Source organism: Streptomyces sp. NPDC054783 (assembly GCF_053611725.1).
Window position 1 is genome coordinate 362,554 of record NZ_JBSHAY010000002.1, and the last position, 25,336, is coordinate 387,889.

Annotated in this window: 22 protein-coding genes and 1 pseudogene; 13 read left to right on the forward strand and 10 right to left on the reverse strand. The window is 67.6% G+C overall.

Translation table 11 applies throughout. The features are described 5' to 3' along the window. Nucleotides 1–14 precede the first annotated feature (14 nt). The 5 genes from trpS to ACWGJ5_RS05915 form a co-directional block, all read right to left on the reverse strand. On the reverse strand, nucleotides 15–1,076 hold the full coding sequence (gene trpS, locus ACWGJ5_RS05895) for a tryptophan--tRNA ligase (RefSeq protein WP_453308542.1): 1,062 nt from the start codon (nucleotides 1,074–1,076) through the stop codon (nucleotides 15–17). Continuing rightward, entirely contained in the window at nucleotides 1,069–2,835 is a 1,767-nt protein-coding gene (locus tag ACWGJ5_RS05900; RefSeq protein WP_453308543.1) for an aminotransferase class I/II-fold pyridoxal phosphate-dependent enzyme, read from the reverse strand. Before ACWGJ5_RS05900 ends, trpS begins: the two co-directional genes overlap by 8 nt. A gap of 275 nt (nucleotides 2,836–3,110) precedes the next feature. Further along, on the reverse strand, nucleotides 3,111–3,968 hold the full coding sequence (locus ACWGJ5_RS05905) for a hypothetical protein (RefSeq protein WP_453308544.1): 858 nt from the start codon (nucleotides 3,966–3,968) through the stop codon (nucleotides 3,111–3,113). Then, a complete protein-coding gene (locus tag ACWGJ5_RS05910; RefSeq protein WP_453308545.1) occupies nucleotides 3,953–4,573 on the reverse strand; it encodes an HAD hydrolase-like protein in 621 nt (206 codons plus the stop codon). Before ACWGJ5_RS05910 ends, ACWGJ5_RS05905 begins: the two co-directional genes overlap by 16 nt. Before the next feature lie 776 nt (nucleotides 4,574–5,349). Then, complete coding sequence (locus ACWGJ5_RS05915) at nucleotides 5,350–6,048, reverse strand: HAD family hydrolase (RefSeq protein WP_453308546.1); 699 nt, start codon at nucleotides 6,046–6,048, stop codon at nucleotides 5,350–5,352. Nucleotides 6,049–6,146: 98 nt separating this feature from the next. On the opposite strand from ACWGJ5_RS05915, the gene ACWGJ5_RS05920 reads away from it, so the two are divergent. Further along, on the forward strand, nucleotides 6,147–6,896 hold the full coding sequence (locus ACWGJ5_RS05920) for an XRE family transcriptional regulator (protein ID WP_453308547.1): 750 nt from the start codon (nucleotides 6,147–6,149) through the stop codon (nucleotides 6,894–6,896). 7 nt (nucleotides 6,897–6,903) lie between these two features. Continuing rightward, nucleotides 6,904–7,371, forward strand: a complete 468-nt coding sequence (locus ACWGJ5_RS05925) for an NUDIX hydrolase (protein WP_453308548.1) — start codon at nucleotides 6,904–6,906, stop codon at nucleotides 7,369–7,371. Nucleotides 7,372–7,381: 10 nt separating this feature from the next. Here the strand turns inward: ACWGJ5_RS05925 and ACWGJ5_RS05930 are convergent, their stop codons facing one another. After that, nucleotides 7,382–7,951 (reverse strand): HD domain-containing protein, encoded by a 570-nt coding sequence (locus tag ACWGJ5_RS05930; protein ID WP_453308549.1) that lies wholly within the window; start codon nucleotides 7,949–7,951, stop codon nucleotides 7,382–7,384. Between the two features lie 187 nt (nucleotides 7,952–8,138). Here ACWGJ5_RS05930 and ACWGJ5_RS05935 point away from each other — a divergent pair, with 187 nt between their 5' ends. Next, nucleotides 8,139–9,518: a hypothetical protein gene (locus ACWGJ5_RS05935; RefSeq protein ID WP_453308550.1), complete on the forward strand. Its 1,380-nt coding sequence runs from the start codon at nucleotides 8,139–8,141 to the stop codon at nucleotides 9,516–9,518. On the opposite strand, the gene ACWGJ5_RS05940 is transcribed toward ACWGJ5_RS05935, so the two are convergent. After that, nucleotides 9,515–10,417: a phosphotransferase enzyme family protein gene (locus tag ACWGJ5_RS05940; protein WP_453308551.1), complete on the reverse strand. Its 903-nt coding sequence runs from the start codon at nucleotides 10,415–10,417 to the stop codon at nucleotides 9,515–9,517. The two genes, ACWGJ5_RS05935 and ACWGJ5_RS05940, sit on opposite strands and share 4 nt — an antisense overlap. A gap of 132 nt (nucleotides 10,418–10,549) precedes the next feature. Next, a complete protein-coding gene (locus ACWGJ5_RS05945) occupies nucleotides 10,550–10,990 on the reverse strand; it encodes a pyridoxamine 5'-phosphate oxidase family protein (protein WP_453308552.1) in 441 nt (146 codons plus the stop codon). Between the two features lie 687 nt (nucleotides 10,991–11,677). On the opposite strand from ACWGJ5_RS05945, the gene ACWGJ5_RS05950 reads away from it, so the two are divergent. Genes ACWGJ5_RS05950 through ACWGJ5_RS05960 form a run of 3 tightly spaced genes read left to right on the forward strand, consistent with a single transcriptional unit; the run spans nucleotide 11,678 to nucleotide 14,561 of the window. Continuing rightward, nucleotides 11,678–12,220, forward strand: a complete 543-nt coding sequence (locus ACWGJ5_RS05950; RefSeq protein ID WP_453308553.1) for a hypothetical protein — start codon at nucleotides 11,678–11,680, stop codon at nucleotides 12,218–12,220. Nucleotides 12,221–12,232: 12 nt separating this feature from the next. Next, on the forward strand, nucleotides 12,233–13,339 hold the full coding sequence (locus ACWGJ5_RS05955; protein WP_453308726.1) for an MAB_1171c family putative transporter: 1,107 nt from the start codon (nucleotides 12,233–12,235) through the stop codon (nucleotides 13,337–13,339). A gap of 28 nt (nucleotides 13,340–13,367) precedes the next feature. Continuing rightward, nucleotides 13,368–14,561 carry an amidohydrolase family protein gene (locus ACWGJ5_RS05960; protein ID WP_453308554.1) on the forward strand — a complete coding sequence of 398 codons (1,194 nt, stop codon included), beginning with the start codon at nucleotides 13,368–13,370 and terminating at the stop codon, nucleotides 14,559–14,561. A 126-nt stretch (nucleotides 14,562–14,687) separates the two neighbouring features. Here ACWGJ5_RS05960 and ACWGJ5_RS05965 read toward each other — a convergent pair. Beyond that, a pseudogene (locus ACWGJ5_RS05965) lies at nucleotides 14,688–15,881 on the reverse strand (IS701 family transposase); the annotation flags it as partial. 2,339 nt (nucleotides 15,882–18,220) lie between these two features. Here ACWGJ5_RS05965 and ACWGJ5_RS05970 point away from each other — a divergent pair. Continuing rightward, on the forward strand, nucleotides 18,221–19,240 hold the full coding sequence (locus ACWGJ5_RS05970; RefSeq protein WP_453308555.1) for a GntR family transcriptional regulator: 1,020 nt from the start codon (nucleotides 18,221–18,223) through the stop codon (nucleotides 19,238–19,240). Nucleotides 19,241–19,365: 125 nt separating this feature from the next. On the opposite strand, the gene ACWGJ5_RS05975 is transcribed toward ACWGJ5_RS05970, so the two are convergent. Beyond that, nucleotides 19,366–20,268, reverse strand: a complete 903-nt coding sequence (locus ACWGJ5_RS05975; protein ID WP_453308556.1) for a helix-turn-helix transcriptional regulator — start codon at nucleotides 20,266–20,268, stop codon at nucleotides 19,366–19,368. An 833-nt stretch (nucleotides 20,269–21,101) separates the two neighbouring features. Here ACWGJ5_RS05975 and ACWGJ5_RS05980 point away from each other — a divergent pair. The 6 genes from ACWGJ5_RS05980 (at nucleotide 21,102) to ACWGJ5_RS06005 (ending at nucleotide 25,160) form a co-directional block, all read left to right on the forward strand. Next, entirely contained in the window at nucleotides 21,102–21,470 is a 369-nt protein-coding gene (locus ACWGJ5_RS05980) for a hypothetical protein (RefSeq protein WP_453308557.1), read from the forward strand. A gap of 2 nt (nucleotides 21,471–21,472) precedes the next feature. Further along, on the forward strand, nucleotides 21,473–22,411 hold the full coding sequence (locus ACWGJ5_RS05985) for a hypothetical protein (protein WP_453308558.1): 939 nt from the start codon (nucleotides 21,473–21,475) through the stop codon (nucleotides 22,409–22,411). Beyond that, complete coding sequence (locus tag ACWGJ5_RS05990) at nucleotides 22,411–23,124, forward strand: ATP-binding protein (protein ID WP_453308559.1); 714 nt, start codon at nucleotides 22,411–22,413, stop codon at nucleotides 23,122–23,124. Before ACWGJ5_RS05985 ends, ACWGJ5_RS05990 begins: the two co-directional genes overlap by 1 nt. Nucleotides 23,125–23,222: 98 nt before the next feature. Further along, on the forward strand, nucleotides 23,223–23,807 hold the full coding sequence (locus ACWGJ5_RS05995; RefSeq protein ID WP_453308560.1) for a WhiB family transcriptional regulator: 585 nt from the start codon (nucleotides 23,223–23,225) through the stop codon (nucleotides 23,805–23,807). Beyond that, nucleotides 23,804–24,832 (forward strand): DUF2637 domain-containing protein, encoded by a 1,029-nt coding sequence (locus ACWGJ5_RS06000; protein ID WP_453308561.1) that lies wholly within the window; start codon nucleotides 23,804–23,806, stop codon nucleotides 24,830–24,832. The genes ACWGJ5_RS05995 and ACWGJ5_RS06000 overlap by 4 nt, the downstream gene beginning before the upstream one ends. A 103-nt stretch (nucleotides 24,833–24,935) precedes the next feature. After that, nucleotides 24,936–25,160, forward strand: coding sequence for a hypothetical protein (locus tag ACWGJ5_RS06005; RefSeq protein ID WP_453308562.1), 225 nt, complete (start codon nucleotides 24,936–24,938; stop codon nucleotides 25,158–25,160). Nucleotides 25,161–25,336 lie beyond the last annotated feature (176 nt).

Consider the following 25,336-nt stretch of genomic DNA (forward strand, 5'->3'; position numbering starts at 1 on the left):
TTTCCCGGTGGTCTTCAGGAGGCTGTGTTTTCCCTGCTCTTGCGGGCTCGCTCGGCCCTGCGGCGCAGCTGGTTGTAGGCGGCGGTCAGGCCCATCGCCTTGCGGGCTTCAAAGACCACCTGCTGCACCTCGCGGCGGGTGCGCTCGGTGCCTTCGACGATGATTTCGTCGACGAGCCCGCTCTGTTCCTCGTAGCGCGCGCGACGCTCCCGCATCGGGTCGAGGAAGCGGTTGATGGCGGCAGCCAGCTTGTCCTTGACCTCTACGTCGCCGACCCTGCCCGCTCGGTAGCGTTCCTTGAGGTCGGCGACCTCCGCGGGGTTGTCGTTGAAGACGTCGTGGTAGATGAAGACAGGATTGCCTTCGACAGTGCCGGGAATGTCGGCCCGGATCCGGTTGGGGTCGGTGTACATGCCGGCGACCCTCTTGCGGACATCCTCGGCGCTGTCGGAGAGGTAGATGACGTTGCCGATGGACTTGCTCATCTTCCCCTGGCCGTCGGTGCCCACGAGGGTGGGCACCTCGCTCTCGACGAGTTCGGGGACGGGGAAGGTCTCCCCGTAGAGGTAGTTGAACCGGCGGGCGATCTCCCGGGTGACCTCCACGTGGGCGTGGTTGTCCTTGCCGACGGGTACGACATGCGCCTTGACGCAGAGGATGTCGGCCGCCTGAAGCACGGGGTAGCCGAGCAGGCCGTATGGCATCTCTTCCTTGCCCGCGTCCCGAGCCATGTCCTTCAGGCTGGGCACGCGTTCCAGGCGCGGCACGGTCACGAGGTTCTGGAACAGGGCGTTGAGCTCGGTGACCTCGGGGATGGCCGATTGCAGGTAGAAGGTTGCCCGAGTCGGGTCAATGCCGGCCGCGAGGGAGTCCAGGACCATGTCGCGGGCGTTGGTGGAGACCTTGGCGATGTCCTCCCGGGTGTTCTTGGTGGTGAGCATGTGTAGGTCGGCGATGATCAGGAAGGTCTCATACTTGTGCTGGAGCTGCACCCGGTTGGCGATGCTGCCCACGTAGTGCCCGAGGTGCAGCTTTCCGGTGGGTCGGTCTCCAGTGAGCATGCGCTGGTCAGTCATGGAGCTGATGGCCCTTCAATTCCTTGTCGTACGGCGACAGACGGTGAGATGAAGTCCCATTCTCGCCGGTCGTGACCTGCCGAAGCGCCTCGATAAGTGGTTCGACGAACGGCACGTCGATCAGATGGAGCTGTATCCAGCCGGGCATCGACCAGCGTCGGCCGTCTCGGAACGGCGTCCCACCGGCCCGCAGGCGGCGGGTGACCGGTGCGAACCGGGTGCCGAGATCCATGAGGAGGAAGTTCGCCTCGGTCTGGACGTACGTGATGCCGAGGTCCTGGAGGGTTGCCGTGAGCCGTGCCCGGGCTTCGTGGCTGGCCTGTACGGTCCGCTGCCGGGACTGGTCGTCCATCAGCGCGCTGTGCGCCGCAGCGAGCGCCAGCGAGTCCATCGTGTAAGGGAGCCGCTGGAAGCGCAGCCGATCGGCCAAGCGGGTAGCTGCGAGGGCGTACCCGACTCGGGCGCCGAGCAGGCAGTGAGCCTTGGACATCGACCTGAACAGCACGGCGCGCGGATATCGGCTGAGGAGTCGCGAGGCCGATTCGATGGGCGTGCGTGTGAAGTCGGCGTAGACGAGGTCGAGCAGCACGACAGCGTCATCAGGCAGAGCTTCGAAGAGGCGGTCGAGCAGGTCGGTGACCTCGCCGACGGCTCCAGAAACGGAGTGCGGGACGTCGATGACGCACAGTGTCGTGTCCCGGTCGGCCAGACGGACCAGGGCCGCGGCGTCGTGGCTGAAGGAGCGCCGATCCCACGCAGCAGTCTCGTACCGCAGGCCGTGGCGTTCCGCGAGCTCTTGGTACAGCTCGAAAGTCGGCTCGGTAGCGATCACCTTTGCGCCGGGGCCGGCCTGGATGTGGAACAGCCAGTCCATGACCTCCGTGGATCCGTGTCCCACCACAACCTGTTCGGGCTGTACTCCGGACCGTTCCGCGAGGGCAGCCTCCAGGTCGGTGGCGTCGCGGGGTGGCGGCCGGTGCAGTCCTTCTGCGGTCCGGCTGACGGCGGGTTTCACCTGCGCGGAGGTGCCTGCGCGCAGAGGCGTCCTGGTGGCGACGCGGAGCCCGGAGACCACTCCGGTCACGTGCTCCGCCTTGCAGTCCCCGCAAGCCCGACCCGACAGGCAGCCGTCCAGTGCCCGCTGGGCGGTCTCCGGTGGGCTCAGCAGCTCGATCATGGCGAACGCCGAGCACCGCGTCGCGTCCCCTCCTAGGGCACGCTGCTCCTCGGCGCTCGCCCGCCCACCGGTCCGTGACCGCAGAAACTTACGCCGGACCGTCGCCTCGTCGTCGTCCGCGAAGACCACAGAGGACGGCTCGCGGACGCTGCCACGCTCACCTTCCCGCCGAAGATTTGGGAAGAGTCGGCGGTAGAACAGCTCCGGAACCTTGGCGTCGACAGTCCGCGCGGCTCGGGGCAGCAGGGCCGAGTGCGGTGCCTGCATGGCGTCGACCAAGGCCGTACCCCCTTGCTCCACTCCTTCCGGGGTGTAGAGGAAGAAACTGATCATGGCGGCCAGGTCGGTCAGTGCGCTCGCTGGTGTACTGCTGTCCCAGCCGTAGAGGCGGCGCATCCTGTCCAACCTCAGCCCGGCCAGGGCCCGGTGCTGCCACTGCCATAGGTCGGAGCCGTACCCGATGATCTGGTCGGACACCGAGCATCCTGCGTAGTGACGGACCGCGGTGCGGAAGCCGCCGACGATTGACCCGGAACCGACCGAGGCGTCGAACAGCAGAAGTTGCGCACCACTGCCGGCCATCTGTGCTGCAGTTCGTGCCAGCCCGAGGTGGCCCAGGTGCAGGCGTCGGCCCGCGAACCCTACACGGACCGGAGAGGCGAACGAGTGTGGAGACGGGTGCGAGCCACCGAACACCTGGGTCGCCCAGACCTCGTCGGGGACCACCGACTTCCCTGTCGCATGCGCGCCAGCGTCGGAATCGGCGACTGGCCGGAGGCCGAACTGCCGTGAGCGGTGCTCTTCGAGCGCGGCGGTCTGCCGGTTGCATGCCGCGTGCCATGCCGTCAGGGTCATGGTCATGGTGCCTCTCCTCCCTCGGCGATGCCGTGGAGGAAAGCCAGGGCCGAGTGCTGTTCGTGTGGCGTTGCGTGAGCGTCCGTTTTTCGGAAGTACACATCGGGGAAGCTGGGGTCCGCTTCGTGGGACACGGCGCCGAAGGCCCAGAACCGGGCCGTGCAGCGGGCGCGCTCCCGGTCGGCATCATCGACTGGTGTGAGCCCGGTATACACCCAGCCTCCGTGGCTGCTCGCGGGGGTGATGTACCCCGCGGACAGGAGCGCTTCCAGGTATGTGTGGCGCTGGTGCCCCCACACACGGGCCATCAGCGGGGGGTTACGTAGGAGCCTGGCCAGGTAGCCCGCAGCGTCCGGGTAGAGGTCCAGGAATGCCAGATGGGCATGCGCGAGCAACTGGTCAGCGCTCCAGGGAGTGTCAGGCTGTCCCAGGGCGAGCAACTCGCCGAGTGGAGCCAGGAACCGGGCTGTGTGCTGCGAAAGCGACAGGTCACGCTCGGGCTGGTCTGATACGAAGGGGCCGAACAGTTTCAGCGTGAAGTATCCGCCGAACTGGCGTCTCAGTCCGTCGTCCGCCAGATCTTCGTGGGACAGTACGTAGATCGTCACGGGCGTCGCGTCCAACCGGGCACTTCGCCGGTGCGGAGCCCTACTGGGGCTGCCGTCATGGAGGAGAAACGCGTCGAGGTCGCTGCCCTCGCGCCCCTGGCCGAGCGGCAGGCTGCCGTAGAAGACCCACTGCCGGCCCTTGCGTGAAATGTCGGCCACAGCAGGTTCCAAGAGGGCGATGAGGTCGGGGATCCGGTCGACGAAGTCTTGACTGATCGCCTCTTCCACCGGATCGGTCAGCATCCCAGCCACGCGTCCACCTCATCGGTCCATCGGCCGTCGGCATCGGCGAGCAGGCTCCTGACACCGAGCGACCTGGCGGCAGCGACGTTCGCCAGCTTGTCGTCTACGTAGAGGGCCTGGGCCAGGTCAGTGCTGCCGAGCGGCCGGTCGTACGCCGTCGGATCAGGCTTGACCGCTCCCGTGATGCTGGAGATCCACACATCCGAGAAATGGCCGGTCAGGGCGAGAGCCTCCAGCCGCGGTACGAGCCACTCGTGCCGATGGTTCGAGAGCAGGACCAGCCGAGCCTGACGACCCCAGGACGGGAGTCGGTGGACCGCAGGCAGGGCCCGCATGGACAGGCAGACGACCGTACGCCACACCGCCGGAGCGCGCTCCATCCCGCAGGCCGCGGCCAGGGAGGTCCAGAAAGAGGCCTCGTCCATGCGGCCGGCCCACAGATCGTCGCGGAACCGCTGTCTGAACAGCTGCGCGACCACTGCGGGGCGCAGACCGCTGGAGGCGGCGACGGCGCGGAACAACGGCTCCATGGGTTCACCCAGCACGACTCCGCAGGCGTCGAGCAACAGCGTCCGCTCCGGCGATTCGCGTTGCAACTGCGGTTGGCTCCTCATGGCCTCCTCCCGGCCCGCTCTGCGCCGGCCAGCTGGTCGCCGCCGCAGTAGAGCGGCTGCCACGGGGCGGCAACCTCTCGGAGGACCGCCTGGACACGCCGGCGGTGGGGTTTCACTTCCGCCGCCTGGCGACTGCAAACGACGGTGAAGTAGGGCGCGACGCTGCTGCGGCTCCCGGACTCGACGATGTCCGGGGTCGCATCGCTGCGAGCGGCCAGCCTGGCTGCAATCAGTACGTCAGGCACGGAATGTGTAGCGTTCGTGGACGGCCCCATCGACAAGGGCGCGCACGTCGGCGGATAGGGCATGGTGAGGCTCCATCAGTAAATCGGTGTTCTGGGCAGCACCGAACTCTCCGGCTGGCTGGGCTTCCTCGACCCAAAGACGCCTCATGGAGGCCTCCGATAGGCGAAGGAGAGCGGCCCGGCCTGCCACCGAGTCGAGGTGACCGCGCTGATCTTGCGGCGCTGACTCAACTGTCGCCGGACCGAGACGACTTCGGGAGCGTGCACTTGGGGGTGCACTCGTGCACTCCTAGGTGAACCCTCCTGCCCAGTACCGCTGCGCGAGTCGCTCCACGTCCGCGAGAGTGGATGTCGCGCTCGTCTGCCCGCCGGGTAAAGCTGTCACGCGTGTGCTCCATCCATGAGGCCGGAGGGATTGCACGTCGGCGGAACGCGGGGGACGCTCCGCCGACGGCTCACAAGAGCGTGCCGTCGCACGGCAGGACGGCGAACCACGGGCGGGGATTTCTGGCGGACGTCCTGGGACGTTTTTCAGCAGACGGCGTGAGCCAGCAACCGTAGGTGACGCATCAGGGCGGCGACGTCCGTGAGGTCGGCGAGCACGGTGCTGGCTCCGGCCTGTTTCAGCTCGTCTGCGCTGTGGACGCCAGAGGCCACGGCAACCACGTAAGCGCCGGAGTCGAGGGCGGCCTGGACATCACGCGGGGTGTCGCCGATGAGGACCACGGGCGACTCGGCCGGGATGCCATAGGCGGTGCGGACACGGGCACGTGCAACGTCGACCAGATCGGCCCGGCCCGTCGCGTCCGCTCCGTACGCCCCGCGCTCCATGTCGACCAGCCCGTCCAGTCCGAAGGCCCTGAGCTTGACACGGGCGTTCGCTCGGATGTTCCCGGTCAGGACAGACGAGATCATGCCGGGCTCGGCGGCCACTGCGGCGAGCGCCTCGCGGGCACCGGGAAGAGCACGGCCGCGACGGGCGAGGTCAGCCTCCCGTGCTGCGCCAGCGGCCTCCAGGGCGGGCTGGATCAACGCCCAGTCCGGTGGCTCCATACCGTGGTCCCGGAACATCCCCGCCAGGATGAGTCGGTCGGTCCGGCCCTCGGTGCGGGCCGGATGGTCGGCGGCACGGCCGGCGGCGCCCTCGAAAGCGGCGGCGTAGATCTCTTTGCTGACGCCGGAGTTCTCGATGAGGGTGTGGTCGATGTCCCAGAGCACGATCAGTGGCACTGGGCCAGCGTAGGCATACGAACAGTTCCGGCCACAACCGCCCGCGGCAGGCTCATCGTACTTGCGGCACGCTGTCACGGTCCGGTTGGCTTGCCTGAGTGAATGAGCGACTGCGTTCCGTGCTTGTCCAACGCGGCCTGACCGTGGAGGAGTTGGCTGAAGCCTGCTCCGTGGACCCCAAGACCGCCAGTCGCTGGGTCGGTGGCCGGGTCCCTCACCGTCGGCACCGTTGGACGGTCGCCAACCTGCTGGGCGTCGACGAGGCATACCTGTGGCCGGAGAACGGCCAGGGAGCTCAACGGCCTGGCACGGCACGCTCGGAACTCGTCGGCACCTACCCCAACCGGGCGAGCGTCCCCCGCGATGTGTGGCTCTCGTTGCTGCTGGGAGCCATGAAGCAGGTTGACGTACTCGTCTTCTCAGGAACCTTCTTCGCGCAGACGAACCCACACATCGCGAGGATGCTCCAGGAAAGGGCGCAGGCGGGCGTCCGAGTGCGGCTGTGCTTCGGTGATCCGGACGGGGAGGCAGTCCGGGTCCGGGGCAGGGAGGAGGGAATCGGAGACACGCTCGCGGCCAAGATCAGGGCGTCCCTCACGTACTACCGCGACCTCGTCGACTACCCAGGGTGTGAGGTGCGCCTTCACGACACGACGCTCTACAACTCGATCTTCCGATACGACGACCACCTCGTGGTCAACCCGCACGTCTGGGGCCAGCCAGCGAGCGCGAACCCGATACTCCAGCTCCGCAACACAGACGATGGGGAATGGTTCCAGCGCTACGGCGACAGCTTCGAGGCCGTGTGGGCATCTGCGCGCCCCTGGGCGCCCGACAGGCAGGAGTAGCAGCACCGTGGGCAGGACCGAGTACTACCACGACCCCAAGGCCCCCAAGGCCAACACCCTCATCCCCGCCAGCAACCTGCTCGTGGTCAACGACGAAGGCGCCATCCTCCTCCAGCGACGCCGCGACACCGGCCAGTGGGCCCTGCCCGGCGGGGCCCAGGACATCGGCGAGAGCCCGGCACAGTGCGCCGTCCGGGAGTGCGAGGAGGAGACCGGCATCGTCGCGCAGGTCACCGGCTTCCTGGGCGTCTACTCCAATCCGGACCACATCATCGAGTACACCGACGGCGAGATCCGGCAGCAGTACGAGGCCGTGTACATTGGCCGGCCCGTCGGCGGCAAGCCCACCGTCAATGACGAAGCCGATGGCGTGCGCTGGGTCCACCCGGACAACCTGCGCACGCTGGATATCCATCCGAGCATGCACGAGCAGATCGGCCACTACCTCACCGGTGCGTACCCCTACCTCGGCTGACCGCTCGCATTCACAGGTCGACGCCGGCCTCGACCGCGGCCGCCCGCACCCGCTCCACGCTCGCGTGGATGTGCGGCGCGGCCCGCCGGATGAAGCGCCCGACCACGCTGTCCTCGCCGTAGCGGCCCAAGATCTCATGCAGTCGCTCGTGGGGCGTCGTCCGCTGGCCGTCCGGTGTCGTGGTCATGTCGCAGTAGACCAGCGCGTCAAACAGGAGCGGATCACTCAGGAGGGGGAACTCGTCGGCCAGCTCGCCCCCGAGGCCACGCTGTTCGGCTTCCAGTATCGCGTACGAGTGGTTCGCGACCAGGCGGACGATGGGCTCCTCCGCCGCGTACACGTCCCGGAGGTACCGCGCTCCGTCCAGCGGATGGAATCCGGTAGACACCAGCGTGGGTGCGTAGCCGATGTCATGGAGTACCGCGGCGGCCTCCAGCACCTCGGCGTTGTTACCGACCAGCGGCGCCAGCATCCGGGCGCAAGCGGCAACGCCCTGCGTGTGAGCCCACCTGCGCGGAAGGCTGCTACTCAGCAGCTCGCCAGCCAGTTCATACGCCCAGTCAACCTCAGTCGCTGCCATGCGGGGAGGATATGGCAGCACTGGCGAGGACGTCTTGGGCATCCGTGGCCGTGCTCAACCTGTCCACGGAGTCGAGGTAGAGCGTGCGTTCATGCACTCCTGCGTGCAAAACTCCTACACCCTGGTTCTGACCTGCGTAGAGTGACCGTGCGTCAAGCTGGCACTACGGCTGTTCTCTGGGGGGCCGATGGCACAACGGAACGCCCGGCTCGTCGCGCTCATGCAAGAAGCCGACTTCTCGCACAAGTCGCTTGCCCGCGCCGTGCTCGCCGCAGCTGCTCTAGCAGGCGAAGACATCACCTGCGATCACACGTACGTCACCCGCTGGCTCAAGGGCTCGATACCGCGCGGGAACATGCCGCAGTTCATCGCCGACGCCATCGGGCGCAAGCTGGGACGCCGCCTCACCATCGACGACATCGGGATGGGCGACGCGGCGGTGTCCGCTGTACAGCCCGACCTGGGACTCGACTTCGCAGACCGCCCCGACGCCACGGCAAAGACCGTGACCGACCTGTGGCGTGCCGACCTCGCCGAGGCCGAGGCGTTGATCCGGGCACAGCCGGACTCTGCTGCATCGAGCACCGTTGCCCTGCGCTGGCTCGTAGCGCCGCCGGACGGAGTGCTGACGGGGGCTGGTGACCGGGCCATTGGCGCAGTGGACGTGGAGATGGTGCGCTCAACTGCGGAGGCCTTCAGCATGCTTGACGGGAAGTTCGGCGGTGGTCACGCCCGGCGTGCGTTGATCCAGTACCTGCACACGGATGTCCGGCCGATGCTCGATGGGAAGCACTCAGACGCCGTGGGTAAGCAGCTGTACTCGGCTGTGGCCGAAGCGCTCTTGCTCGCCGGATGGATGTCGTACGACAGCTGCCTGCACGGCATTGCTCAGCGCTACTTCATCCAGGCTCTTCGCATGACCCAGGCGGCTGGTGATAGGCGCCTGGGCGGGAGCATTCTGTCCGCGATGAGCCATCAGGCCACGTTCATGGGCCGTTATCAGGACGCAGCAACTCTCGCCCGAGCCGCGTATACGGGTCCGGGTGCAAGCCTGGGGCCGACGATGGCCGCGCAGTTCCGCGCCATGGAGGCGCGGGCTCTGGCTCGTCTAGGTGACGACCGAGGCTGTGACCTGGCCCTGGTGGAGGCGGAGCGCCAGCTCGGCCAGAGGACAGCCGACAGCGACCCGCCGTACATCGCATACTTCGACGAGGTAGAGCTGGCCGCCGAGGTCGGCCACTGCTTCCGGGACCTAGGACGCTCAATCGAAGCCACGCAGCGGGGCGCAGGCTCCATATTCGGCAACGGCATGAACACCCGCAGCGACTTCTTCGCGACGATGGTGCAGGCGGAGGCGTACACCAACCAAGGTGAGATCGGCCGCGGCTTCGAGGTCGCACTGAGCGCGCTGAGCCTCGGTGAGGGGCTGAAGTCGGCGCGCTGTCTGCAGTACGTGCGGGAGTTTCAGGGCCGTGTTACAGGCGCCATGCGGCGGGCCGCGGAGTTCCGCGACTTCGCGGAACGAGCCCGCGGTTACCGCCTCTGGCTGGAAGCCGGAGTCGCCTAGAAAGGCGCCCAAGCCCGCCGCGAACCACCTGACCGTAGCGTCTCGACACGCTTCTCGACTTCCTCGGCGGCGCGCGGATCCGCGCCAGCGTTTTGCGAGAGCCATGTGACCATCAGCAGTTCCCGGACGCTTCGGAGAACGGTGTATCCGGACCACTGCCGGACGTCGAAGCCGTAGCCGTCCGCGAAGTCGGCGTACTCGGCTTCCGTGTGCCAGCCGAAGCTGTCGTAGTACATGGCCGTCTGTATCAGGTCCCACTCACGGGGACCGGTTACGAAGCCGTCCAAGTCGATGACTTGAGGGTGGCCTTCGTCATCCCTCAGGACGTTGCCGACGTTGAAGTCGCCGTGCAGATGTCCCGGCGGAAGGGCGAAATCCAGCTTCTGGTACTCGGCGGCCAGCCCCTCGGCCAGACCTGTTAGATATGTGCGAGTCTCGTCCCGGATCTCAGCACGTCCCAGGCGCTGCCTGACCCTGTCGAAGGGACGGAGTTCGGGTAGGGGAAAACGAGGCGGTTCCAGTCCATGGAGCTGCCTCAAGAGTTCGCCCATCTCGCTTGTACTGGCGTATTTCTCGCCGTCAGCCAGCCCTTCCCAGAAGGTCACTGGATGTCCCTCGACGACGACAGGCTGGTCAGTCCCCGTGGCGAGCCGCGCCGCCGGGTAGTCCTCGGCTTCGAGCCATTGCGCTACAGCGACTTCTCGGCGCACGGACGGCAGGCGGTCAGCGTGGCGGCCGACTCGCGACACGACTCGCCCGCCGTCAACGCGGAACACTGCATGGTCACCGAGTCGCAGCATTTCGATCCCATCGGGGACCAACCCTGCTAGCTCGCAGGCTCTGCGCAAGATGCTTTCTGCCGTCGCGGAGTCGAACGTGGTTCGTTCGTTCGTCGTCACGCCGTCTGACCTCCCTGTGCCGCAGGCAGAAAGAGTATGACCCGCGTCCACCAGGCCACACGACCTGAAGCCACCAGCTGGTTCAGGATCAGACCCCGCCGACCGTCAACTGCTCAGAAAGCAGCTTGAGCCCTAGGCTGTGGCGCTAGCGGTCTTGGGCTTGGGCACACCGACATGCCCCATGGCTCGGTCGATCGTGATCTCGATGACGACACGCTCCGGGTCCGGAGCTGGCGTTCGCCCGTATCGCTTTCCGTAGCGCGTCACAGCGTCGGCCACTGTGGCTGCATCGGTGTGCACTTCGGCCGTGCCCTCCAGCGTCGCCCAGCGTCCTCCGTCCACTTGGCAGACAGCGACGCGCGCCTTACCGGGGAGCGCTGCCTGAACGTTGGCGACTTTCTTGCTCGATTTGCGGGTGATAACCCGAGCGACGCCGGCGTCGGCGTCCACGGTGACCCCGACGGGCACGACGTGCGGGCGGCCGTCCGGCCGGAGCGTCGTCAGAGTGCACAAATGGTACTCATCCCAGAACTTCAGGTAGTCAGGTCCATTGCGGTGTATCTCGGCGTGCATGACTGGAAGCCTAATCGCGAATATGTCTGGACTCTCCACAAGTGGTCGCGGTCACGCGCCACTGTCCCGGCATTCGATTCACGGTAGTTTGAAGCTATATGGTCCGATTTAGTAGACATGTTTGAGTATTGAATTTCTCGGATTGATAACGAAGCGGACACCCCCATGGTTCTTGTCATGGCTGTGTCGGGCTGGCGAATGGCCAGTTCAAGCCATGATCTACGTCCAGGTTGGCTGATTTGGGATGATTTGATGTGTCGATGTCGATGGCGCCTGACGGGTGATCTCCAGCCAAGGGCTTCGCGTAGTGTCCGATGTGTCCCCACAGCCTGCCCGGGGCGCTTTGCATCACTTCATTGCTCGTTCGCGTCAGTGACTTCGGTGTCAGAGGAGTCCTGGGTGCGCACCTGTGTGATCCACGGATCAGGTTCTTCGCGGCCCAGGTCGACGTACTGCCGTCGATGCCTGCGATCACTTTCGGCTGCGCCGTGCAGCGGGACTGGACATGGTCGGAACGGGCGAGGCCGTCGCCCCGCTTCGTGTCGGAGCAATCCACGGCTGGTGTAAAGGGGATTACTGATGTGGCCGGGAAGAACTGACCGCGGCGCGACTGAACACAAGGTGGCTGCGCGGGTCGCAGTGAGCCGCCGGCGGTTGGGGCGGTGGCGTACAGCTGAGAGGCGGACCGTGGAGCGCGACCTTCACCGTCGGCTGCGGCAGGAGCTGCGCAACCTCGGTATCCATCCGCCCCTTGACGTGGAGGAGTTGGCACGGGCGCTCAGCGAGAGGCGCGGACGCCCGATTGTTCTGCGCCCTTTCCCGCTGGAGAAGCCGGGGCCCTCGGGGCTGTGGATCGATACGCCGCAGATGGACGTGGTCGTCTACCAGCAGGAGACGACGCGGCTGCACCAGCGGCAGATCATCCTCCACGAACTTCTCCACATCGTCGTCGCCGAGTGGGACGAGGAGCAGGTCAAGGATTCACCAGAAGAATCCCCGGACGACTTCGTCGAGGGCTGGGCGACGCTCATTCCCGTGCTCGACCCCAAGCTGATCCGGCGCGTTGCCTGCCGCTGCTCGTACGAGGACGAGAAGGAGTGCTCGGTCGAGCTTGCAGCCACGATCATCCTCGAGTGGTCTTCGGTGCTAGATGCGCTCCCCCCGCTGTCGGAGGACCCGGAAGTACGTCGGGTTCAGTCCGCGCTGGGTGACCGGCGAGGGTGGCTGTAGTCCGTGGCTGAGATGCTCCTGCTGATCATCGCCGCTGCTGTCATATGGCGGCTCTTCCTGTGGTCGCGCGCTCCGCACGACGCTCCCACCCGGTCGGTCGCCCTGTCCCTCCTGAGTGCGGGTCTGTCGTATCCGGCGGCCATGCCAGGGGGCGCCTCCGGTATCGACACCGTGGCAGGGGACGGCGCGGCGAAGCTGTTCCAGAACGTCCTGCTGTTGGGGACGGTCTACTTCCTGATGTGCTTCTACCTGTACTCGGCTGACGGGGAAGCCGCGCGGCGTCGCGCCCGGTGGGAAGCCGTCGTCGTGACCGTGGTCGCGGTGGCGATTTCGCTGGCGGCCGTGAGTGTGCCGCACCGGGCGCTCGCCGGCTCGTTCAGTACGGCGGACATGACGATCTCCCAGGTCGCGTTCTTCTATGCTGCCGCCGGTCTTTATCTGATGTACGCGCTCGGTGCTGCCGGACGGTGGTCCGCCCGCTACGCCCGCATGTCCCGACGCCCTCACGCCACGGGGTTGTGGATGACCGCGATCGGCCTCGGCGCGATGGCGGTGGCCTGCGTCGTCCGCGCGGTCTTCGTCGCCGTGCGGTGGCGCGGCGGGTCCGTGCCGCACCAGCTCACGACAGGAGTAGCCGTCGAGTTGGTGGTGTCGAGCCTGGTCTTCGTCACGGGCATCACCTATTCGGGGGCCCGCGCCAGGGTCACGGCGACGCGGTTGTGGCTGCGCCGACGGCGGGACCACCGTCGGCTGACTCCGCTGTGGCAGCTGCTGATCGACGTCTATCCCGGGAACGAGCTGCGCCCTGCTTCCCGTGGGCTCTGGGACCGGTGGCGGGCCCGTGGAGTGCACCGCCGCTACCACCGACGGATAGTGGAATGCCGGGATGGTCTGCTCGACATCAGTCCCTACCTGGTGCGTGCGGAGGACGGCACCGGCCTGCTGGACCTTGAGCCGACTCAGCTGGCCCGGCGCCTGCGACTCGCAGTACCCATGATCAAGAACGGCGTGCCGGCACCGAGTCAGGGAGTCGCCCTGGCAGTGCCGCAGGAAGATGACCGGAACGCGGATGTCCGTCAGCTCATCGCGGTGTCGGACGCGCTGCGGCTGACGGTGTGACCTGGAAGAACGAAGGAGACGAGACGAGATGCTGATCACCGCCCGCCGGATCCTGACTGGCACGGGGACATACCTGGAAGACGGCGCCATCCTCGTCGAGGGCGACTCGCTCGCGGCAGTCGGGCCGCGCGCACAGCTCGCAGGCCGCGCCGGCGCAGGCGCGACACACCTGTCGTTTCCCGACGCGACGGTGGTACCCGGCCTGATCGACGCCCACGTGCATCTCGCCTTCGACGGCGGCGGCGACCCTGTCGCCACTCTTCAAGACTCCAGTGACGAGCGACTGCTTCAGGACATGCGCCAGCGCGCGGAGCGGCTCCTGTCCAGCGGCGTCACGACGGTCCGTGACCTGGGTGACCGAGACGGCCTGGCCTTCCGCCTTAACAAGGAGATCAGCCGGGGCACGACTCCCGGTCCCCGCATCGTGGCCGCAGGCACACCGGCGACTGCGCCCGGAGGCCACTGCTATTTCCTGGGCGGTGAGGTGTCAGGTGTGGGCGAGGTCCGTGATCTCGTGCGGCGCAACCTTGCCGCGGGCGCCGGCGTGATCAAGGCGATGGTGACCGGCGGGGGACTGACCAAGGACGGCCCCAAGAGCTGGCAGAGCCAGTTCTCCGCCGAGGAACTCCTGGCCCTGGTGGACGAGGCACATCAGGCCGGCGTGCCGGTGGCCGCGCACGCTCACGGAGCGGACGGCATCGCCGCGGCCGTGGAGGCCGGCGTGGACACCATCGAGCACTGCACCTGGATGACAAGCGACGGCTTCGATCTCCGTCAGGACGTCCTGAAGAAGATCATCGACCAGGGCATCGTGGTCTGCCCGGCGGTCAGCCCGCACTGGCGAATGCTGCCCCGCTTCTTCGGAGAGGAGCGGGCGGCAGTCATGTTCGCCCTGGTCCGGGAGATGGCCGAGGCCGGCGCCAAGCTCATTGCCGGAACAGACGCCGGTGTTCAGCGGGCCGGGTTCGACGGGCTCGTGCCTGCGCTGTCGTTCTACGACGACCTGGGCCTGCCCAGTAGCCGGATCCTGGACATGGCCACCATGGACGCGGCGGAAGCCCTGGGGCTGGGCGGGAAGGTGGGCCGGATCGTGCCGGGGCTCCGCGCGGACCTCCTGGTCGTTGACGGAGACCCGCTGGACGACCTCGGCGCCCTCGGTCAGATCCGTACCGTGATCGCGGCGGGACGAGTGCATGAACCAGACTCCCCGGCAGTGCAATAGCGACGCCACCGGCCCGCAGCCCAGAAGTTGCAGGCCGGACTAGTAGGACTCCGTTGGGTCTGTCTTGATCTTGGTGTGATCCTGCTGGGCAGGGGTTGGTGGCAGGTGGTGCAGGTGCCGGTCCCAGCAGGTCCTGGAAGGCGTTGAGGATCTGATAGAGGATGAGTCCGATGTGTCGGCTTTTGGGGTCAGCCGCTGCTCAGTGAGGAAGGCGTGGGCGGCGGTGACCGGGGTGGCGTGGTGATGCCAGCCGATCCAGGAGCGGCCTTCGAAATGGTCCAGACCCAGGCCGTGCTTGAGTTCGCGGTAATCGTGCTTGATGCGCCAGCGGATCTTTGCCAGACGGACCAGGTCGGCGATCGGTGTGTCGTCGGGCAGGTCGGACAGCCAGAACCGGGTCGGTTCGGCCTCGCCGTCGGGTCATTCGGCTAGCAGCCGCGCCTGCGGCAGGACGCCGTCCCACTGGCCGTGCCCGGCCACCACGGATGCCTGGGCCGGCCGACGCGGGCGTACCCCCCGCCGGCCGGAGACGCACGGCGCGGAAGCGGGAGGCCATCGGGCCGTGTGAGCCTTCCCACCAGGTCACCTCCCTGAAGTTCCCCGCCGGCGGCCGCGGCCAGTTCCGTCACCGGCACTGGTGGCTGCCGGTAACGGGGCACCGGCGGGCGGCCGTTCCCGGACCAGGCCGGGGTAACCGGGACCGCGTCATGCGGCCGGACGGTCAGCTTGCCGCGGATGCCGACCACGTACACGTGTCTCCATCCGGCCAGTTCATCCAGGGCGCCCAGCGAGGCGCCACTTCTCCCGATGCGCGATGTCTTCCGGCACGCCGGTCCGCCGGCGCCGGGCGGCGTCATCAGCCCACTCCTGGGGCAGGAGCAGCCGCCAGTTCAACCGGCACGAGGCCGTGTCGGAGACGGCGTGCACGCTGCCCGTGACCTGGCAGTTCGCCTGCTTGCCCAGCGCACCGCAGTACTGAGGAACCACCCCGACCGACACCCTGCCGTCCTTGGGGAACCACACGTCATCGACCGCCCAGGCGTCCGGGCCGACCTGCGGCACCAGCCGCTCGGCGATCCGCCGCCGCACCGGCAGCGGATCCCACGTGGACTGGTTCACGAACTGCTGCAGGTTCTCCTCGTTGCCGTCCGGCAGCCGCGAGGCCATGGCCTGGATGGACTTGCGGCGACCGTCCATCATCAGCCCCCGCAGACAGCAGTCGTTCTTGGACCGCTGGTCCTTGCGCGCCACCGAGGCGAACGCATCCGCCACGAATAGCACCAACGTCACCCGAACAGGTTTCCCTTCATGTGCGTCCACACACTCACCGTGCCCCTGAACAAGGTCGACACACAGACCTAACGGAGTCCTACTAGGGCAGTTATCCGGCCCCCACTGTGCGGGCCCCAGGCCTTGGCGGAGAGCGGCCTCACGGCGGGCGTCGCGCGCCCCAGTTAATGGATATGAAGGCGGGCCCCGCCGCTCCACGCTCCAACGCCTGAACGTGGAGGTGTGAGCGTACGGGCCCCACGTGTTCCGCCTCCGCGCCCCGTTCTCTCCTCCGGGTTGATGCGGGGGCGTTGAGCCCTATGGCTTGTGCGTGACCCACGCCGTGAGGCCGGCGCCCACGCTCGCGGCGAACGTGGAGGTGACGAGCTTCGGCACGAAACCATCGAACCTGCGCGAGTTAGTTCGGGGGCGTCCCGCCTGGACATGCAAGGTGCCTACTCGCAGCTCAAAGTAGGCCGTAGGGACGGGAGTTGACTGTGTCACGGCATGCCTTCCTAGGCGTTCACGTCGATGCGGAGCGCGCGCATAGTGATGCTGGCACAGCGCGGAGTGTGTCCGCCACCGATTCCGGCACTCTCGCTCTTGAAGGCAGGGCGCAGGACTGCAATTTGTAGTTTGCCCCCGGCTGGTGGGTCCTTGGCCCGCGCGAAACCGACCAGGTACCCAGTTGGTTTTGGTCCGAGTTCGCTGGCGGGACCGCCGAACCAGACCGAGCGCCTGATTCGCTTCCTATCGAAAGCCCAGGTCAGCTTCCTTTCGGAGGTCAGGCAAACCATGCGCCGTGCCTGGTTTGGCTCGGGAGTTCATCGAACCAGACCGATCGTCTGATTTGGTTCGCAGGTGGGCCACAGGGATGGTCTTCCGGGTGGCGGAGCGTCTGGGGTTTCCCGGAACTCGGTCCCCGTCAGCCACTGGGGGCGCTCGCGGGAAGCGAATACGCCCTTGACGCTGTTCGGGGCAGCCGCTGCTGACCAGGGGCATCGAGCGGGTGCGGGTGCTGTTCTCCAAATAGCTGCTTCAAATGACAGGAACGCTGGGCCCCTGAATTTACCCGGCGGCTACGGAGAGGGAAGAGGTGACGCGATGTAGCGGTACGGCCTAGGCCGTGCGGGCCGGAGCGGTCGGCCGGCGGTGGAGCGTCAAACGACTGACGCTGACACAACTGCCTTAAGTCGGCTGCGTAAGCGCCTCATGCTCCAACCTGACAGGCCGGGTTGCGTACGCAGTTGCGTACGCACCTAGTGCGCGCGCAGGTGCGCGCGCACCCTGCGATCGCAAGTGCGGTCGCACCTGATGGGAGTGACATTTTCTCGTCGGGCGGAATCTCGCAGCGAGAATATGTCACCGTTGGCCTGTCTGGCCTAGGCAAGACAGGCCAGAAGCGCCACCTGGCGAACCCCTGGCGAATAGTTCTCCGGCAACCCGTGCGCCTTTTGCGGTCGGGGCCGCCAAACGGCGCGTCTGGATGCGTCACTGGCGTATCTCGGTGAGTCGCTGATGCGCGACGACCCGCCTCCGTCGGAACATGTTCCGACCGTCGGGTGCCGTGCCATCGCCGGACCCGCCACCATGTACCAACTTCCGTTGCCACGCTTGATAGTTCTGCCAGGAGGTGGGAGGGAATCTTGTCTGCGGTCACTCGGAACGTGCCCACGCGCAACTCGAAGGAGGGCTTGTGCGGCCGTCGTTGCGTCCTGGCGCTAGGCATGACTCCCGCTGGCCGATTGCGTTGTGGCTCGCGTGGAGCTGAATCCCCGCTCTCTAGAAATGCATACAGCTTTTGCCGGAGAATGCCGAGGTTGCCCCAGTATGTTCGTCTTCTGCTGGATTCATGAATGAGTTGGTGTGACACTGAGCGGCGGTCCAGGATTCCCGGTGACTGGCGGGCCCTGCGGGCCATGGTCCTGAAGCGGGACGCTCACATGCGCGTGACCATCCTGCGGGCCACGGGTCTCCGCTGCGCTGCGGGTGGCCATGGACATGGACCACATCGCCCCCGGCGGCGACCACTCGATGACCAACCTTGAGGCCCTGCGTGCGTGGCACCATGCACGCAAGAGCGCTGCGGATAGAGTGGCGGCTAGGAGTCGACGGGTGCCCAGGAAGTGGCCGGAGGGCCCTTGGGGCAGTCGCAGGACGGCGTGGTCTTGGGGGTGGCGTCGGGGACTCCCTGCCTAGGCTCCGCTCCGGGGCCCGCATCACCTTGTCATGCGAGTGTTCGAACTCGCCGCGCACGTTCCAGATTGGCCCGCGCATTGCGTCCCTGGGCGGTATCTGGTGCGAGGTTTGCGGCGCGGAGTTCACAGAGAATTGACTGACCGCCGGAGTGCGGACAGTACCCTGGGCTCGCGAAATCGGAAGGGGAGACGATGACCAAGGCGGCCAGGTGGGAACAGGCGGCGGAGTCCATTCGCCAGGAGATCCAGGCGGGAACGTACGCCGGGGGAGTGGTCCTGGACGTGGGGGAGCTGGTCGGGAAGTACAGCACCACTAAGCCCACCGTGACCAAGGCCCTGGACGCCCTGGCCGGGGACGGTCTGGTGGTGAGGGACGGCGACTCCTGGAAGGCGGCGGAGAGTCTGTTCCCGGCGGAGCCGGAGCTCACGGAGCCGGAATCCGTGGGGGCCCCTGTCGTCCAGGGGCCGGCGGAGGAACTGACGGCCCGCATGGCAGCCAATGCGGCGGAGAAGGCCCAGGCGGCCGGCGGGGCGGTGGTCGTCCGGGAGGCTCCCCAGGTCCTGGAGGGCCGCGTGTTCACGGAGCACGTGGACCCGGACGCGGAGCGGGCCCTGAAGCGTGAGGACGTGGCGGAGGTGTACCAGGAGGCCAAGGTCCTGGGTCGGGAGTGGCTAGCGGCGGAGGGTCGGGTCACGGAGGCCAAGAAGGCCGTAGCCTCCAAGTTGATGGACCTACGCGGGATGTTCACGTACAAGGGGGACCCCGACTACAACGGCCAGTCCCGGGAGTACCAGGCCGTAGCCAAGCTGCTGTACCAGGACATCGGCGCGGACGCGTCGGCCCAACGGGCCATCCTGCACCACGTGGAGGACCGCAAGCGGGCCGTGATCCCTCCGGCCCAGTGGTCCAAGTTCGGTGTGGACCCGCTTACACGCGGGGAGCGGGCGGGCCTGGACAAGAGGTCTGCCAAGGCCCTGACGAGTGTGGATGAGACGGCCAAGGCTGCGGCGAGCCAGGCCCGGAAGGGCAAGGCCACAGGCCACCAGCTGGTGACACTCATGTCTCGCATTGACCAGGGCATGGCGGTGTTCTCCACTGCGTCCCTCCGTGTGATGTCCCCGGCGGAACGCCGGAAGTTCAAGGAACAGGCGGAGGAGACCAAGGCCCGCGCGGAATCGTTGCTCCGCGAGCTGGAGGGCCTGGAGGACTGACCGCCAAGACGCACCCTCGCTCTGGGGCCCCATTCCATCATGGAGCGGGGCCGTTTTGTCTGCCCCGGGGCAGACAAAGTGTCCTGGAGACTTTCTTCCTTCATGTGTGTTTAGGGAAGCAGTAGCTAGTTGCCCGTGTCCGTCTCCTTCTCCTCCAACTCCGCCACCAGCTCGTTGACCAGCGCCATCGCCTTGGGCGACAGGCCCTGGGAACCCAGGCCGCGAGCTCTCACCCGGCCCACGGCGCCCTTCTTTGCGGCGGCCAGCAGCTGGAGTCCCTCGTAGACCTGGGCGGCCACGGCCTCGTCCGGCTCGAAGTACATCCGCGAGACGCCGACGGCCGCTGCCAGTGCATCCAAGACCGTGGGAGACGCCGTTCCGGCGACGCCTGTGCGGAGATCCCGGAAGCCCTCCTCCGTGATGACCTGCGCCCCGGCGCGGGCGTTCACCGCACTCGCCATCTCCGCATCCGAGGGAGGCCCTTGGGGACCGGGATACGAACTGTCCAGGAGCAGAGTGATCTTCTGGGCGAGCGACTCGGGAGGGACCCCAAGAGCTGGGACGCTCCTGGTTCCCGGCGGTGCCGGTTCATCAGCCTGCCCACCCTGTGCCTTGGCGATCGACCGAGCCTCGGCTCTTCGCAGTTCGTCCTGGCTGACCCCGTACGCCGTCGCCAAAGCCGGGACGTACTTGTCCTTGAGCGGCCGCTCGCCGCGCTCGGCTGCCGCTACGGGGCCAGCGCTCTTGGTTCCGATCAGCCCAGCCGTCTCGTACTGGTAGTAGCCGGCATCACAGCGCAGATCAGTCAGGTCGGGCGGACCAGACCGCGGGAACAGGTCGTCCACGTCACGTCCGAGCGCACGCGCCAGCGCAGGAAGTTTCTCCGGATCGGGAGTCTGCGAGCCGCTCTCCCAGCTGGCAACCGCCGAGTCGGACACGCCCAGCGCCTCGCCAACGGCAGCCTGGTAGATCTCGGCGGCTCGCCGCACCGCACGTAGACGGCTTCGGTCGAAGTGACGAGCAGGCATGGGACCTCGTTTTTTATGGAAGCTGGAGTCGATCCAGTGTGTTGACTTTTTCTTCAGGCGGGAATAGTTTCAGCTTAGCGAAGACCGGGCTGTGGTGCACGCGTGCTCGATCCTCGTCTTCGAACCCTCCCAAGGCTCTGGTCTGGGGGAGGGGGCTGCCGGAGTCCGCCGCGCCATCCTGTGCGCGGGGGGCTTTCAAAAGAAATCGACACCGAGGGCTCGTCTCTCGGGCGTTGGGAGGTGTGCGTCTTCGGGGCCGAAGGGGCTTGGAGATCGCACTTCGGTCACTCCAAGCCGTGAACGGCAGTCGAGTGGCTGCTGCGTGAGGAGTGTCGCATGTCTCTGCTTCGTCGAATGGGTGGCGGTAAGTCCGCCCGGCCCGAAAGAGCGGTGACTACAGAAGCTCAGCCGTGCCTCAAGCCACGCCCACGCTGATTCTCACCCGCTTCGAGAGCACGGAAGCCAGGTCGGGGCCAGTGTCCGACCTGGCTTTGAGTCCGATCGCCAACTGATCCAGTGAAATATGTCGAGTTGGCGTCGGATCCGCCCAGTCCCCGCTGTGGACTGGAGTGTTGACCGCCGCCTGCATATGTTGCTGGTCCCCCGGCGGGAAACGCCGGCACCACGCTCAACACTCAGGAGGGAATCAGGACTTACCCCGAGCGCCAGAGACGCGCTTCCTCCAGGGGAAATGAAACCGGCGCCCAGAAGTTAGCCGCTTCCGGACGCCGAGCCCGCCACCCGAAGGGGGCGGATCCATAACTGGAGCTGGTCGGCTGACCTTTTCGACGAGAACGGCCGTCCCACTCCACCTACGAGTGAGGAATTCTCGCATGCCCGAGTCCCGGAACGGAAGGGCGCATACCGCCCAGGCCGTCCGAGTCCTCGACCCTGCCATCGGGTCCCGCCAGCGTCGCCTGGCCGCCCTCCTCGCGGACATGGTGCCCGGTGCCCGTACCATCCGCGTCTCGCAGCGTGAACCAGACCGGACCTGGCCGAGCCCCTATGCCCGTGCCTATGACGCGCAGGGGAGCCTTGTCGCCCTCAACCGGGCCAAGGGCCTGACGGCCGCACGCTGGGTGATGCGCGCCCATCCCGAGGTGAACTGGATCGAGACCAGCGGGACATACGACCTCGATCTCGCCACCGGTGTCCTGCGCCGCGCCGTCGAGGCCTACGCGGTCGCTGACGGGAGGCGCTGACCGTGGCGCGGATTCGCACCTTCAAGCCCGAAACCTTCACCTCCGAGTCCCTGGCGCAGGTGAGCGTCTACGCCGAGCGAACCTTCTTCGGCCTGATCAGCCGGGCCGACGACCACGGGCGCGTCCGCGACCAGCCCGCCGCTCTCTGCGGAGAGCTCTGGGCCGTTCGCGGCGGGCGCACGCCGGTCGACGTCGAGGAGGATCTGATCCAACTCGCCGCCGCCAACCTGATCTGCCGCTACGAGGACGGTGAAGGCAAGCGGTACCTGCACATCGTCACCTGGCACCGGCACCAGAAGATCAACCGCGCGAGCCGCAGCCGACTTCCCGAGTGCCCGAAGCACAACGCCGAGAGGCTGAAGGCGGAAGCGTCGCAGTCTTACGGCGACGTTCCGGAGTCCTCAGTGAAGGCTCACGGAGGACTGACTGAGGACGCAGACATCCTCGTTGAATCATCCGGAGGGCGCGAAACCGCAGGTCGCGAGCTATTCAGTGAGTCCTCAGTGAACAATCACGGAGGGTGCGCTGAAGCGGCAGTGAGCCCTCACGCCCTGGATCTTGGACCTAGGAACCTGGATCAAGGAACTTCTTTCCTTTCGGGGGGCGCAAGCGCCCGCGCACCGGAGACCACCTCGGCCCAGCAGCTCATCGCCGAGTACACCGCCGCCTGCGCACACCGCCCGCCCAGCGGCGTCCTCGGTCACCTCGGCCGCGAGACGGCCAAGCTCCTTGCGGAGGGCATCGAGCCCAGCCACCTCCGGGCCGGTCTGGCTCTCCACCGCGCCAAGGGCCTGCACCCCAGCACCCTGCCGAGCCTGGTCCACGAGGCGATGAACGCCACCCGCGCAGGTTTGGTCCGGCCGGAATCCCGGCCTAACGTGCCCGGGCACCAGGCCTGGGCCAACCCCGCCGACCCTGCCGCCTACGCCGAGGAGCTGTGATGCGCGACTACGAGGCCCAGCCCGTCGGCGGCATCGCCCGCCGCCTCGCCCACATCCTCACCACTCGGGGCATCGACCCGAACACCAAGCTCACCGACCCGGTCGAGCCCATCCCCGCCCTCCATGCGGCACAGGCCCGTATCCCGGCCCGCTACCGGGCAGCCGTCGCCGACCACCCGGCCGTCGCCGCCTGGGTTCGCGAGGTCGCCGAGGGCGGACGTCCCGGACCCGAGGGCGCCCCGGGGCTCGCCGAGGGCCACTCGCTGCTGATCGTCGGCACCACCGGTACGGGCAAGACGTACCAGGCGTACGGGGCGGTCCGCTCCCTCCTGATCGCCGGGGTCCGGCTGCGCTGGAAGGCGATTACGGCTGCCGATCTCTACGCGGATCTGCGACCCCGCCCCGGTCAGGACGGCGAGCGCGAGCTGATGGACCTGGCCCGCTGCCCGCTGCTGATCATCGACGATCTCGGCGCGGCGAAAAGCAGCGAGTGGACCGAGGAGATCACGATGCGGCTGATCAACCGCCGCTACAACGCGATGCTTCCGACCCTGATCACCACCAACCTCGGCATGGCCGACCTGCGGGCCCACATCGGCGACCGCGTTGCCTCCCGGCTCACCGAGATGACCGACCGGGTCATCCTCGGCGGCCCCGACCGCAGACGAGCCCTCGCGGCCGAACGACGCGCTCTCGCCGCTGCCCGCGCCTGACCCTGCCCCACGGCGGTCGACACCGGCCCGCCTCCTTGCCGCACCAACCCCCTGGTCGCTCCTGCCCGAACGCGCCCTGGGGGATACGGAGAATCCTCATGCACCGCACGAAGACCTCGCAGCCCCGCACCCTCGGTGACCACACCTGGCGTGACCGGGCCGCCTGCAGCTCGACGCCCCACCACCGGGTTGACCCGGAACTCTTCTTCCCCGAGCCTGACGAGGTCGACCGCATCCGCGAGGCCAAGGCCCTGTGTGCCCAGTGCCCCGTCCGCAGGGTCTGCCTTGACGCCGCCCTTGAAAACGGCGACAGCGTCGGCATCCGGGGCGGGATGACGGAAGAGGAACGTGAGCCCCTGCACAAGAAGCTGGAGCACCGCCTCGACTACGCGCGCGTCAACGAAGTCCTGGCCGGACGCGACATCCACCTGACCAAGGCCGAGCGCCGCGCCGTTGTCCGCGCCGCCTACCAGGCCGAGCTTCCCTCCACACGGCTCGCCTGGCTGCTGAAGATCACGGAGGAGCACGCCGAGAAGCTCTACAGGCGAACCCGGCGCGAGATCCGCAACCGGGCCGTCGAACAACAGAAGAGGCCCGGGACGACGCCCAAGAACCAGTCTCACGCGTTGAAGAAGCCCAAGGTCATGCGCCCCGTCCGTGACGACCTCGGAACGGCCGCGTGAGCCACATCGCGTCGGCACCGGCGCGGATCAACGGCTGGGACCGGGCCGCGATCGTCGCTCTCGGCGGCGCGGGATGCGCCCTGTCGTACGACGCCCTGCAGCAGATGGCCACCGCGATCCACGTCCGGGGACTCCTGACTTTCGTCTTCCCGCTGGTCATCGACGGGTTCATCGCCTACGGAGTGCGAGCCCTCCTGGTCCTGCGCACCGCCCCACTCGCCGCCCGTTGCTACGTCTGGACGCTGTTCGGCACGGCGACCGCCGCCAGCATCTGGGCCAACGCCCTGCACGCCGTACGCCTCAACGAGCAGCAGCACGACGGCTCGGGCCTCCGGCTCGGTGACGTCACCGTCGGCGTCCTGTCCACCCTGGCCCCGCTCGCCTTGGCCGGAGCCGTCCACCTGTACATCCTCATCGCCCGCCGGGTCGCCGAGGCCGACCTGTCCGGACCCCCGGAGACTTCCGGCGTCCGGACGGAGCAGGTCACCGACCGTCCGGACACCCACCGGGCCAGGGGCGTGCGAGGACCAGCCCCGGTCACCTCCGGACAGCCCGCCGAGTTGCCCGGTCCGGACACCGGTCGCCCCGCGGTCACCAAGGGCCCGGACCCCTCGGAGATCCACTCTCCGGACAGCCTGTCCGGAGAGCCAGGGAGGCCGGTCGAGCCGGAGCCCGAGCACGGCGGCCGTGACGCTGACCAGGGCGGACACCCCGCCTCCAGACCCGGCTCGGTCACCCGCTCCAACCCGGCCAAGCATCCGGACACCACCCCGGGTGCGGCCCGGGGGAACGGTCCCACCGCACGTCCGGACACCGGTGACCGCAAGTCGGCGGCCCCGGTCAGCGACGAGCAGCTTCTCGCGATCGCCCGCCAAGCGGTCACCGAGGCCGGCGACCTGACCCGGAAGGTCGTCGCGGACGCCATACGCGGTCACGGACACGGTCTCGGCAACGACCGGCTGACCGTCCTGATGCAGCGCCTCCGCAAGGAAGCAGAGCAAGCTCCGGACACCCGGACCGGCTGACCGGACAGCCGCTCGGCGGGCGCTCCGGCCCGTCCACCGGGACCGACGCACCCGCCGAGCACACGACTCCCTCCCAGCTCGCACACGCACTGGAGCCGCCACCATGAGCACCACCTCGGCCACCCGAGCAGAAGCCGACGCCTGGATCACCGTGCTCAGCCGGTACGGACACCTCCATCACGCCGAACCCGGACCCGACGGAGTCTGGACCGTCCAGCGCACACCCACGAGCACACCGCGCACCCTCCACCATCCCGTCCTCGCCCTCGACTTCGTTGCCGAAGTCCTGCGCGACGTACGCCGCGATGCCTCCGGACTGCCCCGATGACGCCCACCGATCCGCCCGCCGCCCCCACTGACCCGGGAGAAGGCCACTGCCCGGTACCAGGCCGAGCAAGCTGTACCTTCCGAAACTCCTCCGCAGCCACGGGCTGCGGAGGAGTTTCGGAAGGGCTTGCCGCAGCCCCCGAAGGGGCAGGGGATGCCCGGCACCAGGGGGAGCCG

Coding starts and splice junctions, on each gene's coding strand:
- trpS (WP_453308542.1), bottom strand. CDS start 1,076: ATGACTGACCAGCGCATGCTCACTGGAGACCGACCCACCGGAAAGCTG.
- ACWGJ5_RS05900 (WP_453308543.1), bottom strand. CDS start 2,835: ATGGCCGGCAGTGGTGCGCAACTTCTGCTGTTCGACGCCTCGGTCGGT.
- ACWGJ5_RS05910 (WP_453308545.1), bottom strand. CDS start 4,573: ATGAGGAGCCAACCGCAGTTGCAACGCGAATCGCCGGAGCGGACGCTG.
- ACWGJ5_RS05930 (WP_453308549.1), bottom strand. CDS start 7,951: ATGGCAGCGACTGAGGTTGACTGGGCGTATGAACTGGCTGGCGAGCTG.
- ACWGJ5_RS05935 (WP_453308550.1), top strand. CDS start 8,139: ATGGCACAACGGAACGCCCGGCTCGTCGCGCTCATGCAAGAAGCCGAC.
- ACWGJ5_RS05945 (WP_453308552.1), bottom strand. CDS start 10,990: ATGCACGCCGAGATACACCGCAATGGACCTGACTACCTGAAGTTCTGG.
- ACWGJ5_RS05955 (WP_453308726.1), top strand. CDS start 12,233: ATGCTCCTGCTGATCATCGCCGCTGCTGTCATATGGCGGCTCTTCCTG.
- ACWGJ5_RS05960 (WP_453308554.1), top strand. CDS start 13,368: ATGCTGATCACCGCCCGCCGGATCCTGACTGGCACGGGGACATACCTG.
- ACWGJ5_RS05970 (WP_453308555.1), top strand. CDS start 18,221: ATGACCAAGGCGGCCAGGTGGGAACAGGCGGCGGAGTCCATTCGCCAG.
- ACWGJ5_RS05975 (WP_453308556.1), bottom strand. CDS start 20,268: ATGCCTGCTCGTCACTTCGACCGAAGCCGTCTACGTGCGGTGCGGCGA.
- ACWGJ5_RS05980 (WP_453308557.1), top strand. CDS start 21,102: ATGCCCGAGTCCCGGAACGGAAGGGCGCATACCGCCCAGGCCGTCCGA.
- ACWGJ5_RS05990 (WP_453308559.1), top strand. CDS start 22,411: ATGCGCGACTACGAGGCCCAGCCCGTCGGCGGCATCGCCCGCCGCCTC.
- ACWGJ5_RS05995 (WP_453308560.1), top strand. CDS start 23,223: ATGCACCGCACGAAGACCTCGCAGCCCCGCACCCTCGGTGACCACACC.
- ACWGJ5_RS06005 (WP_453308562.1), top strand. CDS start 24,936: ATGAGCACCACCTCGGCCACCCGAGCAGAAGCCGACGCCTGGATCACC.